Genomic DNA, 16377 nt, shown 5'->3' on the forward strand with positions numbered 1-16377 from the left:
AAGTCTACTCCCAAGAAGGTTAGTGAAAAAACAGACGCTTAAAATCAACAAAGAATATCAAAATAAATAACAAAAAACGCCTTTCAAGCTTAGATACCAATCTAAGTAAATAAATGATTAATTCAGAGCCACTCAGGTGTTTCATTTCAAGGCGCATTTATGAAGTAATGGTGATCCCTTTCAAATGAATGCAACACCGAAGTGGAGTGCCTGAGCGGCTCACCCTGTGCGAGTTTAAAAACACGTTATGCTACGTTATCTATTTTTGATATAGAATAACTATTAGCTTCAAATAGCTGCCTTGCCTACCGCATTTTTAATTCTCGCTGAATGACCATTCATCTACTCAGATTGGTATCAAAAAAGGCGTTTATGTCGATCATCAAGTCAACTATTTCACTTCAAAGCTGCTCGATTTACCCGAATAACTGTTTAAAGCACCATTCCAGCCACTTTTCCAATAACCCTGATGACGAATACGGTAGGTGCCTGTTGGCATATCGTTATCAATCACCCACTCTAATTTTGAATCAGAGCATGCCATACAGTCTGCATCACTATCACGGATCCAAATAAACAAAGTGCTGGCATCATTTTCCGTTAATTGTGTTTCCCAATGACCATTGACTTTGCGCTGAACTTCAAAAAAAGCATCCATGGTTTTGAAGTTATTTTGCGGATGCCCCGAACGAAATTTAACCGATACGGTATCACCACGAAGATAACTTGAAGATACATCTTTAGTGATCCCCCCAAATGATTCCCATAGGCGCTTATCATCGTAGACGACACCAGCAGAATAAATCAGTTGATCATTTTCACGGTTAATGGGGGTCGGTCCTTCATTGACAGTAGAACCTTGTGCCATCGAATCAGCAAGTTCAGTAAATATTTGACGATAAGCCGCTAATGAATCAGGGCCAAATACCGTATGAGCCCCTTCATAGTATTGCTGATTGTACTCTTCATTTGTGGTGATATAACCGCTGTAAGCATTGGCTAAACCTGCAATAACTACATGTTTCACTCCACTGCCTTCCAGCGCCGTCAATACATCATTGCGCAGTCGGCGACCTGACATAGTGGTCATTTCTCCCGGTACGCCAACCAGAGCTAAGTCACCAATTTGAAACAGCTGAAAAGGCAAAGTATCCGTATATAAAACAATATCATCTGTTAAGTCTGCATTGACAAATGTTGGCTTAGGATATTGACAAGCTTCGTATTTATCATCACCCGTTGAGATATTAGAAAACGCATCCAATAAGCCCAGCAATGGATAACCCGCTAAAACATTACCAATTAATGTTTCATCCTTATTCCAATAGGTACCTTCATTGTCTTGTGTCATTCCCTCTGAAATGCCCTCCATATTAGAAGGCCCATCCCATCCAGCTCCCGCAGTAAAAGACCAGCCCACAGTACCATGACACAGAGCTTGGGCGTTTCCAGATTGCGTAAAGTTGGCTCCAACTTGATAATCTGGCATTTTTATATATTGAAAACGATAATTTAATACTCCCGCCAGTGATGAGGTTGCATTATCATACAAAGACAGTGCCATATCATACTGTTTAGTCGCTGATAACATCACATCTTCTTTTGTGGTATCCATGCAGCCGTCTTGTGCACCACACACATTAGGAGAAACATCGCCTTCATCACTATTAGCAAACGCCGCAACAAACCCGATATCAAATGGAGCTTGGCTTCCTTTTGCTTTTTCAAATAATTGACTCGCCAACCCTTTGTTGTCACCACTAATATAGCGATAAGTTTGTGGTGAAGACACATTGTGTACGGCAAACCAATTGATCATACCAATCTCACTGCCATCATCTTTGACCAATTTTAAAACGGTCATAGTGTCATTTATATCGGTACTGTAGTCATCTTTATCTGTATTGAATGCATAAATATCTTTATTGCGATTAATACTGGCATCGGTCAGTGTGCCTTGAGCAAATTGAATATCACCCGATGCTTTACTGCTAAAAGCACTGGCAATTGACTGATAAATACCCTCCACTATAGTCGCGTAATTATCTTCATCGTAACCCAACGCACTTAAATTCAGTAGCACAGTATGATCATACCCCCCTGGCCCTACATGGGTATGGGTTGCCGTTAACATCACGTTCTTCTCATTCAAATAGGGTGATAAACTTGAATCGGCTGCAATTTTTGCCATAACACCTTGGTGAACACTTTGCGGAATACTTTGAAGGTCAGCACTAACAAACACCACAAAGTCATCCGTTTGTGGCGTACCAATAGTAAATGCTCGTGACCATAAACGCGTAAATATTCCCTGCGTAGTTTGTCCTGTGTCACCATACCCCACCATACCTCGGTCGGCTGCAGGCCCAGTTATATCATACATGCCACTGCCGACTATCCAATCGCCCGCGTGAGCCGCAAAGGAAGAGGCAAACGCGCTGGACAATAATAGAGAACTTAACGATAACGGTTTAAGTACAGAATTCAATATCTTCATACAATATCCCAAGGCTTTAAGCCATTCATTATTATTAGATACCATCGGCAACAGAACACATCAATAAAACAATTCAGTAACCAACAAGTCTTCACGCATGATAATCCAAAACTTTTTTAAAACACAAACCAAAACAAATTAGTACAATTGAAAACAAACAATTACAGATGTAACAAGCAGGACCGTTAATGCAGTTAAAAAGCAAACAAGATTATTAATAAATGATGGTAAGTATCTGAAAATAATATCTAAACAGCTTGTATTTTATACAAGATAAGGGAGAAAAAAGAGAAAAATGACAACAAAAAAAAGACAAATGTAAACTAGAGTAAATATACAGTTCCTAAATAAAAGCCATGATTAAGCAAGATATTACATTATTTGAATTTAAGACAGCTGTGCCAACTCAGTACGACTCGCAATATTAAGTTTACGATAAATTTTATAAAGATGATTAGACACCGTTGACGGTGCCACTCCCATGGCTTTTGCTGTTTCCTTAAAAGATAAACCTTGAGTGACCCATTTTACGACTTCTTGCTCTCGTAAACTCAACAAATCTATAGGACGTGTTTCCCATATCGCAATACAAAAAAGATCCCCAAAAGCCTCTGATTTCATCTGTAAACCAAATTCAAGTTCACTATGTTTGTGAATATCGAAGGGTAAATACATCGAGGACTGATTAGGATAATATTGCTGTATTAACGCCATAAAGCGTGGCTCGGCTTCAAAAAATAACCCATATTTATCGCAGATGGCCAACACTTCTTGTTCGTGACGTTTTGTTCGTTGAGAAAGGTGTAAAAAATAATGATGGGAAGCCCCGCTGACAAGATGAAAACTTAAACGATCTAAGTGTTGTCTATCCACCCTAGTAAAGGGATTTTGTTTCTCAAAGCGATATAGGCTAATGAGGTTGACAATGCCCGTTGAAACATCAGGGATTAAAATCCCAATAATGCGCTCCACCCCATAATGAGCAAAAAAGTCTCGATATATAGAGCTGGTATAAAAGAGAGCATCATCAAGTACAGAGCTCATATCTATTGACACTGCAGGCTGACTTTTTAAGACTTCAAAAAAAGGATTAATCCTTCTTGTTTGAGCTAATGCTTGAGGATACGTATCATCCACGCCTAATACATCTACACTGTGGAATTCGACAGAATCAAGTCGACCACATCCCCATAATGCCCCATCAAAATCAATAATTTGAGCTAGTTGAGCCAGTGCGCGGCGGCGATAGCCCTCACCTTCTTTAGCGGCTAAGCGATATAAATCAGCAATACAAAAATCAATCTTACTCATTTGCTCCTCTATAGGTTATTTTTACTATTTTGATTTTATTCGATAAGCGCAATACTCACACTTACTTTTTCAAATTGTAAGGGTGTTTGCATGGATGTAAATTTAAAGCTCAATCCCGACTTATTATCAAATGAAGAAAAATTCAACAATGATTTCTTTAAACGCTTTCACTTGAGGCACGCTGAGGCTCCCCTCCGGCTAGATGAAAATATTCAAAAGGACTATCAATTCCCCACATTTTACGCCGATGCCAGCTGCGCTATAGCCATTTTTCATTGTGATTATGCTGCAGCCAAGGCCATGATGCCCGATCCTAGTATAGAGCCGGTAAAAATGACAAAAGGCCGCTCATTAGTCATTTTTTCATGCTATGAATACCGCCATGTTATGCATGTCGCCCCTTACAATGAAATAGCCATGACCATACCCGTTGTCAGCAACGGCGGGATCAATCTTCCCATATTAACTATGTTACGCGGGGATAAATCAAAAAATTTTGGCTACTATGTTTTCCACATGCCCGTCACATCCCTTGAAAATAGACTCCGAGGACAAAAACTTTGGGGACTCCCCAAAGAAGTTGAACGCATTAATATCAATAAAAATGAAAGCCATGCAAAAATTGAAGCTTCTGTGGATGGACAAGCCCCTTATTTAACATTATCGGTTCCCACACAAGGTCAAGCCCAATCCTTTGATGTGAAATCAACACTTTACTCTGTTTTAGACTCAAATAGGCTTAAAAGTACAACGCAATTTAAGGGCACCTTTAATCTTAATAAAAATATGAAAACCTTACTCCAAAAATCCAGCACAGGTAACAGTGCAAGTTTACAACTAGGTCAGGGACCCATAGCCGATAAACTAAGAGCACTCAAAATTGAACAAAACGCTTTTCAGTATCGTCATACTGATAGCATGAATGCATGTTTTGATCTTCCTCATGAAACAAGGAATAGCTAATCATGTCCAAACATTATCTGGTATTTGGAGCAGGGGCAATAGGCACAACCATTGCGACTTGGTTAACTCACGCTCAAATTAACGTCAGTATTTTTGATAAGCAAGCCATTGCAGAACATATCAATCAACATGGACTCGACACCTATCATGGGGAAAAACCCAATATACGCCATAAATGCCAAGTACAAGCTTTTTGGCAATTAGCGAATATCCCAAAACCTGATGTCATTATTCTTTGTGTAAAAAACTACAGTTTACATGGTGTCAGTCAGCTCTTATGCAAACAATTTGGCACTGATGTACTCATAGTTGGTTTGCAAAATGGCGTAGAAAATCAGAGCGTGTTACCTCAATATTTCAATCGAGTTATTTACGGTGTCTTATGCTTCAATGCTTGGGTTGATGATTTTGGGGTGGTCGGCTATCAAAAAAAAGGCCCTATTGCACTCGGTCACAATGGAGGCGTGAGTGAACAAGAAATTAACGCTGTAACTCAAGATTTCAATAAAGGTGTGGACAGCATGATCTACCCTAATCTTGCCGATGCGGCACATTGTAAAATTGTCATTAATTTAACCAACTCACTCACGACGTTAGTCGCTTTACATCAAAACGATCAATCTCAAAGTCGAAAATTCCAAAAACTATTAACCCGTATGACTTATGAAGGTGTTAAAGTCATGAAGGCTGCAGGCTTTAAAGAGAGTCAATTAGGGGGTATGCCCAGCTGGGGATTAATGACTGCCGCGGCCCTATTACCGGCTTTTTTGACTCGAAAACCTTACTTAAAAAACCTTAAAAAACTCGTTATTTCCAGTATGGCCCAAGACATTATCGTCAATGGTAGCAGCGCGTCTGAATTAGAGTCCATTAATGGTTATGTTATTCAACTTGCAGAAAAATACAATATTGACATACCGATAAATAATGCCATTTATTCAATATGTAAAGAAGCCTTTAATCAACAACCCTTTACACCAGTATCTGTTGACGCCATTTGGAAAAAAGTAAAAGCCTAATCCTTTAAAAAGGTAGCAAAATGGCTACCTGCTTTTCCCGCTATTTGTTAACACTCAGACATAGATTTATCATGTTGTGTTTGTTTGAACTCATGACTTTGTCCATAACGCCATTGCGATTCAACACCTGGATTATTGGCAAAGTCATAGGTAAAAGGCACCGCATAGGTCTGAGATGAATCATGCTGGCTGTGAGCTGAATCTACATCTACAGTATGGATAATGGCACCACTTTGCGCTGGATTGTCATTAAATTGATAATGGGAGTCAGTTTGTTCAGTCCGAGAAGAATCTCGTTGGCTTATTGAGTATCGCTCAACGTTTTCGGCCTGAGCGGAAATAATACTGGAACTCATTAAAGTCATAACACTTAAAACTGACAACAATGTTAATATTTTCATATCGATTCACCACTTTATAAGGGCCATCGCTTTCAATGGTTGTACATCAATGGGTGTTCAGCCCACAGGATCTAATAACAAGATCATAAAAACCAATAAAAGCACGCTATTCAACCATAAGATGTCATGGTTAATGCTTAAGCTTAACAACAAAAAAATCGAATAAAAGCATAAAATTCAACCTAAAAACATCAATAAAATCGAAAGGTCAAGCTTTTGAAATCACTAAATGGTACTTGTTGAGTGGAGGCGGCATCACTAAAAATAACAATTTCAATGACCCACCTACTTTTTCAGGAAGACTTTACGATCCACCGCAGAGTACTGTTAACTATATCTATTAGTATTGAGCCTGATTATTGATAACACCATAAAGTAATTAAACAAATCAACACTGATAGAAAAGTGGTCCTAACCTCACTTTCTCTTAATCATTACTATGAAAATGCGGATCCATTAAAAGTCTGACATTGATTTGTCATGCTGGCTTTGTTTAAAAACGACTTTTTTATCACTGACTAACTGGATGTTATTTTTAGGATTATCTGCAAAATCATATTCATTAGACGTTGCATAGGTTTGAGATAGATCATGTTGGTTTTGATCAAAATCTCGATTTGTCATCTTTGTAACAGCGCCCTCTACAGAAGCGTTCTTATCAAATTCATAATCAGTAGAAGCTTCTGGCGTTTTGGAGAAGTCATGCTGAGTCATTGAATGTTGGGCCGCTTCATTCGCAATGCTGATAGCAGAAAATGCTGCAACACAAAAAACAAACACCAAGTTAAATATATTCATACCAACCAACCATTTTATATACATTATTTTAACATTATAGTAATACAGTTAACTCAATTAGTGAACAGTAATCCTTATAATGTTTAAGTATGTTACATTTCGATTAGTAATTAACCTAAATTCGGCTTAAGCAGCGCCATTCAATATCGCTACTTTAGCCCCTACCTTGTGTTGTGCTTTCTACTAATAGCGGGCTATTGGTATGAAGCCACGGGCTATTAGGCACGCCTCCCCCGCCTTGATATCGACAAAAATGTCAGCATTTAGCAATAAGCCACATAAGCAAAAAACAAGAAATCAATGAACAGTTCAGGCTTTCAATTCAATGTAAACGAATGAGAGAATAAGAGCATGGGGGAAAGCAATAAGGGGCAGTTGAGCCAGCATGGCTGACTCATTAACAGTTAGTTTTTCTCGCTAACCATCGTGTTTATTAATCCAATAACTTAAGGTGTCAAACAACTCATCTAACACAATAGGCTTAGTAATATGGGCATTCATTCCTGCATCTAAGCTTTTTTCTCTATCACCTGACATCGCATGTGCCGTCATCGCAATAATCGGAAGCTTATCACTGTCATATTTTTCACGTAATTTCTTTGTTGCTGTTAACCCATCCATCACTGGCATTTGAATGTCCATCAAAACGGCATCAAAGTTGTCTTTCTCTATCATATCAATGGCCACTAGGCCATTCTCAGCCACTTCAACCAAGTAGCCTGCACTCTTTAATAGCTCTGTGGCCACTTGCTGATTAATGAAGTTATCTTCGACCAAAAGTACATTACCCGCCACAGGAATGTCCTCGGTAATATCGTCTTTAGCTTGTTCATCATTATGATTCTTTTGCGCCGATACTGTTGATGATTCAACGTCATTCTTTGTCGAAAATGCCGCTATGATTTCATCAAATAAAGAGGAAGCCTTAAAGGGCTTTTGTAATAGCGCTGACACATTAATATCGGTGAGCTCTTTTTGCATCGGTTCAGCAGAATAAGCCGTCATCATAATAATCACAGGTCTTTTCTTTAATCGTCCATCTGCAACCATTTCATCGATATGCTTAATAACCTCAGGACCATCCATTTTGGGCATCATCCAATCTAGCAACAGTAAGTCAATCGTTTTAGTCGCCAGAATATCCAAGGCTTCTTTACCGCTGAGGGCAGTATCAACATCAAAATGAAAACCACGGGTAACACTGGAATATATTTGTAAAGCGGTCGGGTTATCATCAACCACTAACGTATTTAGATTGCCTAACCATGATGGGAATACCAAAGGAGGAGTGATCACCTCATCTGCCACCTCAAAACTCACTGTAAAGCTAAAGGTTGATCCTACACTAGGCTCACTTTCAACTTGTAAAATCCCGCCCATCATAGAAACAAGATGCTTACTGATAGACAATCCAAGTCCTGTCCCACCATACTGACGAGTCGTCGAACCATCAGCTTGCGCAAATGCATCAAAAAGACTGGCCTGCTTTTCTTCACTGATCCCAATTCCTGTATCTCGCACCCAGAATTTCAAGCTAATATAGTCATCGCGCTCACCCACATCTTCACAACCTAGCTCTATTTCCCCGACCTCAGTAAATTTAACCGCATTAGAGAGCAAGTTGATTAAGACTTGCCCTAACCTTAAAGGATCCCCTTCTAACATCAATCCTGCGGTAACAGGTGCGTATAAGAGTAGTTCAACCCCTTTTTCTTGGGTTCGAAGTGCATTAAGATCAAGCGCGTGATCAAGCACTTTATCAAGCGGAAATGACACTTTTTCTAGCTCAAGCTTACCCGCCTCAATTTTAGAAAAATCTAAAATATCATTGATAATTCTCAGTAAAGAATGGGCAGAAAAATCCGCCTTCTCTAAGTAATCAATCTGTTGAGGCGTTAATGAAGTGCGTTTAGCTAGTTGCAACATACCAATAATGGCATTCATAGGGGTACGAATTTCATGGCTCATATTGGCCAAGAACTCACTTTTATACAAATTGGCCATCTCAGCATCTTGTTTCGCTTCTAACATGGCCACTTCATTACTCTTGTGCTTAGTAATGTCCTTATGGGTTCCCACCATACGTTTAGCTTGACCATTACTCATAAACTCAACAACGCGACCACGAGATTGAAGCCAATGATATTCACCCGTTTTCCCACGCATCCTAAATTCAACATCATAGGTGCCCGAAGGTATCGCTAAATATTGTTCAATAGATTGCTCAACCCGCATGCGATCATCAGGATGGATAAGTTCACTAATGGTCGAAACCAGTGCAGGAAATTCATTAGTTTCATAACCTAACATAGTGTAATAAGCGGGATTGCAAATAATTTGCTCAGAGTCGAGATACCAATCCCACAGCCCATCTTCAACCGCATCCATGGCTAAATGATAACGTTCTTCCGATAGCCGTAATTGTTCTGCTGATTCATACTCTCGTGTAACATCACGCCAAACAGCAATTAAGCCCAGCAGCTCTCCTCGACGATTATAAAAAGGCAATTTAAGAGTATCGAGTAAAATAGACTTACCAGCCAACTCCACTTTTTCTTGATATCTCAAGGTTGATTTGTCTTCCATAACCCGTAAATCTTCGGTCAAAATGCGGCCAGCTTGATCGTCACTGGCCACTTTATCTGAAAAACGCCCAATAATTTCACTTTCAGTGAAACCTAACATACGCTCGGCCGATTTATTACAGCCTAAGTATCGGCCTTCTTTATCTTTAAAAACAATAGCCTCAGGTATAGAATCAATAAGAGAACGTAATAATGCAAATTCTCTTTCCCGCCGCTCGGTAGTTTCTTTTAACCGTTTGGTGCGCTGAGCCACTAATTTATCGAGTCGTCTATTTTGCTCTGCAAGATGCCTAGTATATTGTTTATTTTCTTCAAAAATACGACTCACGAGTTGATACCAAGGCTCCCATCCATCCGACACTCGCTCTGGCACTTTAATGGGTTCTTGCGAACACATTTCTAAATGCGTCAATAGACTCGTCGCGGGACTGACAAAAGAGCGCCGAGTTTGCCAGTGTACTATGGTCACTAACACCGATAATGCCAACACCACCAATAAAAAGGATAACTTGAGCTTTTCCCACGAATCTTTAAATAAATCGTCAACAGGTTGTAAATAAAGTAAGCGCCAAGGCGCATTATGCAATGCCACAGAATGAATGTAATAACCATTACGGATCATACCTTCATGGGCATCAAACAACACAGATTCCGGTATAGAGTGCAGCTCTGAAGGAATTTTCTGGCTAATATGATACACACGATTGATGTGTGTTGAATCGACATCACTGTTTGACAGGATATTATTACCCTGATCTAATAAAATAACCGTACCAGGCATTTTAAAATACAAACGAATTTGCTTTGCCAATGAGGCTAATGTCATGTCTAAATTAATTGAGCCAATGAACTCATCTTTTAAATAAATGGGGACACCTAAAGTGGTTAATAGCCCCTTATTCGTTGGATCAACATATGCCTCACTCCAAAAAACACTTCGCTGAGGGTTCATCGAAGGGGTGGCTAACTGGAAGGGCTTTTTATTCAACAATTCTTCTCGAAAGCGTTTTTCATTTGATGGCCAAGGATAATAGGACATCATGCGGCGCTTAGAAATATAATAAATAGAAGATGCTTTTGGTGCCGCTTCAGTGGCGACAGGAAATGACAATGACAGCTCAAATAACATTTCCAGCTCTTGATAAAACTTTTCACTGCGACCATTTAATGAGCCAACCCCAGTAATACGCCCCATATTTGTAAAAGGCTCACCACTATGAGCATAACTCGGCTCCAGTGTGAAATATTGGCCGGTTTCTTTAAATTTTTGATATTGGGGTAGACTGTCTTTTCTGACTAATTCATCAAAACGTAAATGATCAACGGCCACATTACGTAAGCTTTTTACCGCTCTGATACTCGATTCAAGCAGAAGATCGATCTGCAGAACATGACGTTCCACTTGCTCTTCTCTTTGTTCAATTAAATGCTTTTTTTCTCGATCGAAAAAAAACCATGCCGTCACTAACGCCATGATAATGACACCGATATAGGTATAAAAAACAGCTCGGTTATAATTTTTTTGTATCGGAGATTTTAATTGAAGACCTAGTTCAGTTGGTTTCATTCACAACCCTTGGTAAAGCACGCTTTTCACTGATAATCATACCATAGTAGACCAACTTCACATGTGGAAAAATAACAGATTCATTGCACACATTTAGACTACAAAAAGTTTAGGTATACCAAATAATAACAATAAAACAACCTTTGTCACATCAATCGTTTACAATAATGTTCATGTTGTTATTAAGCTGACCTCAAAAAGGCCCAGCTGAATATCAGTATACCAAATCATCGCGATCAAACGATTAATATTTATTAAAAATCTAAGGATAAATGACTTTCACAAGACAATTGATTGAAAGGACGAATACGGGGGATGTCTCACCCGTGACTTAGGGGGTCAAACCTAAGTCACTTTAAGTACTATAGATTTTAAAAATAAACTATAGGTTTTCTTCAGCAAATTCAGCCAAACGTGAACGAACCACGCCATTTAAATAGATATTGGCACTACCATCAAAATCTTTAAAGCGCTCAACAATATACGTTAACCCTGATGTCACAGCAGTTAAGTAATTCGTGTCTATTTGAGCAAGATTGCCACTGCAAATTAACTTGGTCCCTTCTCCCATACGCGTCAACATGGTTTTCAACTGAGAAGCGGTTAAATTTTGACACTCATCCAAAATAACCACCGAATGTTGAATAGAGCGACCCCGCATAAAATTAATGGATTTAAATTGTATGTTCGCTTTCTCCATAATGTAATTCATACTGCCTGTCGGATTAACATCATTTTTGTGTAGTACTTCTAAGGTATCAGTAATTGCCCCTAACCAAGGTGCCATTTTCTCTTCTTCGGTACCAGGTAAAAAACCAATTGATTCAGCAATTTCAGGCGTATTTCGTGTCACAATCACTTTATCGTATAAGCCTCGTTCGACCACCAGTTCAAGCGCGGCGGCCATGGCTAATAAGGTCTTACCACACCCCGCCGGTCCCGTTAAAATCACTAAGTCAATATCCGGATCCATAAGCGCTTGCATTGCCATGCCTTGATAAATATTTTTAGGTTTAATGCCCCACGCTTCAAGGTGCATTAACCTGTCTTTACCTAAATCAAGAAACTTAAGTTCTTTATCGGTTTTCTCAACAATTCGACCACAAAAATTAGATTTATCATCAAGCATATATTGATTACTGTAAAAGAGTTCATCCCCCAAATCAGCTAATGGCACCTTGTGCACGGTATGTCGTCCATAACTTTCAGTACTCACATCATCGGTATAGTCCCAAAAATTACCTTCAAATTGATGAAACCCCTTAGTCAGAAAGCGAACATCATCAATCAGTTGATCACGACGATAATCTTCAACCATTAAGATGCCTGCACCTTTCGCTTTAAGGCGCATGTTAATGTCTTTTGTTACTAACACTAAAATACGAGGGGCATGCTTGCTTTGTAAATGTAAGGCTGTATTAATAATACGATTATCATTATTAATATCGGGTAAAGAACCATTGGTAAAATCTAATTGGTGGTCGGGGAAAATGGAGAGGCGGCCAGATGCATCGGTATGATCTTCTCGTCTTGGTAATGGCACGCCTTCGACAATTTGCTCTGGTGTAATTTCTCCCCCTAAGATATCTTCTAATGCGCGAATCGCCACTCTCGCATCACGGCTCACATCCCGTTTTCTATCTTTGATTTGATCGAGCTCTTCTAACACTGTCATCGGAATGATGACATCATGCTCCTTAAATGAATATATCGCTAAAGGTTCATGCAGTAACACATTGGTATCTAATACAAACAACTTTCTGTCGTCTTTATTCATGACGCCTCCATTTGTGTATTATTTAGTGATTATCTGATTAAATCTCTCCTCTTTTATTAACAATTAATGACAAATTGACTAAGTGGTAATGGCTTAATAAATACTGTTTAACATATTTAGCTTAGAAGCTCACTTATGTTTTTGAGATTTACTTTAGCACTTCCTCATAATCCATTCTCATAGTGCCAGTAAAATTTTGTCGTATCAAGTTAACTTCAAGTACTGGCTAAGTCCCGTTGAAATAATCATAAATTTGGCTAAACTAGTGCATTAGAATAAAATCGATAGTCACTTTTTTATCACTAATCTGTCTTAAAAAAGTCTAATGACAATGTATAGAATAACACGCGTAAATCTTGCAGTTTTACGGTGTTTGGGTATACCATACGCGCCCTTGTGTTCCCCCTGTAAATGAGAATTTTAAATGCCGTTTTCCTTAGGTCAGCGCTGGATAAGTGATACTGAATCTGAACTTGGTTTAGGTACTGTTGTTGGAATGGAAGGCCGTATGGTCACCGTACTCTTTCCTGCAACAGGTGAAAACAGATTGTTTTCACGAGCTGAAGCCCCACTCACTCGTGTAATTTATAACCCTGGCGATAAGGTTGAAAGTCATGAAGAGTGGAGCTTAAAAGTCACTGAAGTTGAAGAAAAAGATGGCCTTATCATTTATCACGGTATTCATGAAGAAACCGGTGAAGAAGTTAGCTTGCGGGAGACGCTTCTTAATCATAATATTCGCTTCAATAAGCCGCAAGATCGTTTATTTGCAGGACAAATAGACCGTTTAGATCGTTTTGGTGTACGTTATCAATGCCAATTATTACGCCATAAATTAGCCACATCAGACTTATTGGGTTTACAAGGCCCCCGTGTGGGGCTGATCCCCCATCAACAATGGATTGCCCACGAAGTAGGACAACGCTTTGCTCCTCGCGTGTTATTAGCCGATGAAGTCGGCTTAGGCAAAACCATTGAAGCTGGCCTTATTATCCACCAGCAACTGCTAACAGGCCGCGCTGAACGTATATTGGTTATTGTGCCCGATACACTGCGTCATCAATGGCTAGTTGAAATGCTAAGACGCTTTAATTTACGTTTTTCTGTCTTTGATGAAGATCGCTGTGTTGAAGCTTATGCCGACAATGACAATCCATTTTACACAGAACAGCTGGTGATTTGTTCTTTAGAGTTACTGCGCAAAAAACGTCGTCTCGAGCAAGCTGTTGATGCTGATTGGGATTTACTGGTTGTTGATGAAGCTCATCACCTTGAATGGTCAGAAGAAGCGCCGAGTCGTGCCTATCGCATTGTTGAAGCCTTAAGTGAAGCGATCCCAGGCGTATTATTACTCACCGCCACGCCGGATCAATTAGGTCACCAGAGCCATTTCGCTCGCTTGCGTTTACTCGATCCAGACCGTTTTTACGATTATGACGCCTTTTTAAAAGAAGAGGCCAGCTATAAAGATGTCGCTATCGCCGCCGATGCCCTAGCCAGTAATGAAGCGATTGATGCTGATACCATTGATAAACTGGTTTCATTAGTGTCAGAAAAAGACATCAGCGATACCATCAAACTTATTCAAGATGATAATACCGATGTGCGTTATCAAGCCAGACAATCATTATTACAAGAATTACTCGACAGACACGGAACTGGCCGCGTGCTTTACCGTAACAGTCGCGCCTCAGTTAAAGGCTTTCCTAAGCGACTTTTTAACGCTTACCCCCAACCTATGCCCGAGCAATACGTGACGGCAGGACGAGTGAGCGCCATGATGAACAAACATCTTGATACGGCTGCTAAAGTGAAACAAATACTCAGCCCTGAAAAGATCTATCAAGACTTTGACAGTCGCAGTGCTAGCTGGTGGAAATTTGATCCTCGCGTTGACTGGTTAATTGATTTTCTAAAAAACAATCGCAGTAAAAAAGTATTGATCATCGCCAGCCAAGCCGATACAGCACTCAGCCTTGAAGAAGCCTTACGGACTCGTGAAGGCATTCAAGCCACAGTTTTCCATGAAGGCATGTCGATTATTGAACGTGACAAAGCAGGCGCTTATTTCGCTCAAGAAAGTGGCGGCGCACAAGCCCTCATTTGCTCTGAAATTGGCTCTGAAGGACGTAACTTCCAATTTGCCAGCCACTTGATCTTGTTTGATTTACCACTTAACCCTGATCTACTTGAGCAACGTATCGGCCGTTTAGACAGGATTGGTCAAAAAAATGATGTACAAATTCACTTACCATATCTTGAAGATACTGCTCAAGAAGGCTTAATGAATTGGTATCACAAAGGCCTAAATGCCTTTGAGCAAACCTGCCCAAGCGGACACATTTTGTTCAATGAGTTTTCAGCAAATCTGCTTGATAGTTTATTACTCAATGATGAAGACAGCTTCAACAGCTTACTGGAAAACACTCAAGAACGTTACCAAACGCTAAAATTGGCGATGGAACAAGGACGAGATAAGCTCCTTGAGATTAATTCTCATGGTGGCGAAAAATCAGCTCAACTGGTAGAAAAGCTGGCCCGTCGTGATCAAGACACTCACCTCATTGGCTCAGTGATCCGTCTGTGGGATATTATTGGCGTGGAACAAGAAGACAGTGGCGAAAATGCTATCGTACTACGCCCAAGCGAACACATGATGTTCCCAACATATCCCGGATTACCAGAAGATGGCGTTACCGTCACTTTTGATCGAGATATCGCGCTATCTCGCGATGATATTGCCCTCATTACGCAAGAGCATCCCATTGTCCAAACCGGTTTAGATCTCATCACCTCATCTGAAACCGGAACCACCAGTGTTGCCGTATTAAAAAACAAAGCCTTGCCAGCTGGAACTCTGTTTTTAGAGCTCATTTATATGGCCGATGCTTCTGCGCCTAAATCGAGTCAACTTTATCGTTATTTCCCACCAACTCCCGTCCGTATTTTACTGGATCAAACTGGCAATAACTTATCCGATAAAGTCACCTATGAAAGCTTTGATAAACAATTAAGCGCCGTCAACCGTCATATTGGCAGTAAGCTTGTTAACGCCTATCAAACGGCATTGCATCCATTACTGGGTAAAGCAGAGTCCTTTGCCGATAAGGAATTGGCCTTATTAATTGACACAGCTCGCGCGAAAATGACAGAGCAATTATCCAGTGAGCAAGCAAGGCTTGAGGCCTTAAAAGCCGTCAACCCTAATATTCGTGATGAAGAAATTGAGCATATTAAAGAGCAAATGAGTGAACTCAATCGCTACTTAGATGCAGGACAATTACAACTCGATTCCATTCGATTAATTGTAGTGAGTCACGCGTAATTACATCATTACACAAAAAAGCCGAGACTCGATTCCATTCGGCTACTCATTGCAGTGGTGAGTCACGCGTAATTACATCATTACACAAAAAAGCCGAGACTCGATTCCATTCGGCTACTCATTGCAGTGGTGAG

At 39.9% G+C, this 16377-nt stretch carries 9 protein-coding genes; 3 read left to right on the top strand and 6 right to left on the bottom strand.

Translation table 11 applies throughout. The features are described 5' to 3' along the window. Positions 1 to 391: 391 nt before the first annotated feature. A complete protein-coding gene (locus Q0976_RS08000) occupies positions 392 to 2497 on the bottom strand; it encodes a neutral/alkaline non-lysosomal ceramidase N-terminal domain-containing protein (RefSeq protein WP_299492782.1) in 2106 nt (701 codons plus the stop codon). 387 nt (positions 2498 to 2884) lie between these two features. Beyond that, positions 2885 to 3808 carry a helix-turn-helix transcriptional regulator gene (locus Q0976_RS08005; RefSeq protein ID WP_299492784.1) on the bottom strand — a complete coding sequence of 308 codons (924 nt, stop codon included), beginning with the start codon at positions 3806 to 3808 and terminating at the stop codon, positions 2885 to 2887. 90 nt (positions 3809 to 3898) lie between these two features. Here Q0976_RS08005 and Q0976_RS08010 point away from each other — a divergent pair, with 90 nt between their 5' ends. Next, entirely contained in the window at positions 3899 to 4771 is an 873-nt protein-coding gene (locus Q0976_RS08010; protein WP_299492786.1) for an acetoacetate decarboxylase family protein, read from the top strand. 2 nt (positions 4772 to 4773) lie between these two features. Beyond that, complete coding sequence (locus Q0976_RS08015) at positions 4774 to 5790, top strand: 2-dehydropantoate 2-reductase (protein ID WP_299492787.1); 1017 nt, start codon at positions 4774 to 4776, stop codon at positions 5788 to 5790. A gap of 47 nt (positions 5791 to 5837) precedes the next feature. Here Q0976_RS08015 and Q0976_RS08020 read toward each other — a convergent pair whose 3' ends face one another. The 4 genes from Q0976_RS08020 to Q0976_RS08035 all read right to left on the bottom strand — a co-directional run bounded on the left by Q0976_RS08020 (position 5838) and on the right by Q0976_RS08035 (position 12918). Then, positions 5838 to 6191 carry a hypothetical protein gene (locus tag Q0976_RS08020; protein ID WP_299492789.1) on the bottom strand — a complete coding sequence of 118 codons (354 nt, stop codon included), beginning with the start codon at positions 6189 to 6191 and terminating at the stop codon, positions 5838 to 5840. A gap of 456 nt (positions 6192 to 6647) precedes the next feature. After that, a complete protein-coding gene (locus tag Q0976_RS08025) occupies positions 6648 to 6989 on the bottom strand; it encodes a hypothetical protein (RefSeq protein ID WP_299492791.1) in 342 nt (113 codons plus the stop codon). A gap of 417 nt (positions 6990 to 7406) precedes the next feature. Next, positions 7407 to 11141, bottom strand: coding sequence for a response regulator (locus tag Q0976_RS08030; RefSeq protein ID WP_299492793.1), 3735 nt, complete (start codon positions 11139 to 11141; stop codon positions 7407 to 7409). Positions 11142 to 11523: 382 nt separating this feature from the next. Beyond that, positions 11524 to 12918 (bottom strand): PhoH family protein, encoded by a 1395-nt coding sequence (locus Q0976_RS08035; RefSeq protein WP_299492795.1) that lies wholly within the window; start codon positions 12916 to 12918, stop codon positions 11524 to 11526. Between the two features lie 424 nt (positions 12919 to 13342). Between Q0976_RS08035 and rapA the strand changes: the two genes are divergently transcribed. Next, on the top strand, positions 13343 to 16243 hold the full coding sequence (rapA, locus tag Q0976_RS08040; RefSeq protein ID WP_299492797.1) for an RNA polymerase-associated protein RapA: 2901 nt from the start codon (positions 13343 to 13345) through the stop codon (positions 16241 to 16243). Positions 16244 to 16377: the final 134 nt, after the last annotated feature.

The sequence above is a fragment of the uncultured Shewanella sp. genome (assembly GCF_947501665.1).
Taxonomy (GTDB): Bacteria; Pseudomonadota; Gammaproteobacteria; order Enterobacterales; family Shewanellaceae; genus Shewanella.

What these genes read in the sequence shown, in the direction of transcription:
- Q0976_RS08000 (WP_299492782.1), bottom strand. Translation starts at nt 2,497, where the DNA reads ATGAAGATATTGAATTCTGTACTTAAACCGTTATCGTTAAGTTCTCTA.
- Q0976_RS08005 (WP_299492784.1), bottom strand. Translation starts at nt 3,808, where the DNA reads ATGAGTAAGATTGATTTTTGTATTGCTGATTTATATCGCTTAGCCGCT.
- Q0976_RS08010 (WP_299492786.1), top strand. Translation starts at nt 3,899, where the DNA reads ATGGATGTAAATTTAAAGCTCAATCCCGACTTATTATCAAATGAAGAA.
- Q0976_RS08015 (WP_299492787.1), top strand. Translation starts at nt 4,774, where the DNA reads ATGTCCAAACATTATCTGGTATTTGGAGCAGGGGCAATAGGCACAACC.
- Q0976_RS08020 (WP_299492789.1), bottom strand. Translation starts at nt 6,191, where the DNA reads ATGAAAATATTAACATTGTTGTCAGTTTTAAGTGTTATGACTTTAATG.
- Q0976_RS08025 (WP_299492791.1), bottom strand. Translation starts at nt 6,989, where the DNA reads ATGAATATATTTAACTTGGTGTTTGTTTTTTGTGTTGCAGCATTTTCT.
- Q0976_RS08030 (WP_299492793.1), bottom strand. Translation starts at nt 11,141, where the DNA reads ATGAAACCAACTGAACTAGGTCTTCAATTAAAATCTCCGATACAAAAA.
- Q0976_RS08035 (WP_299492795.1), bottom strand. Translation starts at nt 12,918, where the DNA reads ATGAATAAAGACGACAGAAAGTTGTTTGTATTAGATACCAATGTGTTA.
- rapA (WP_299492797.1), top strand. Translation starts at nt 13,343, where the DNA reads ATGCCGTTTTCCTTAGGTCAGCGCTGGATAAGTGATACTGAATCTGAA.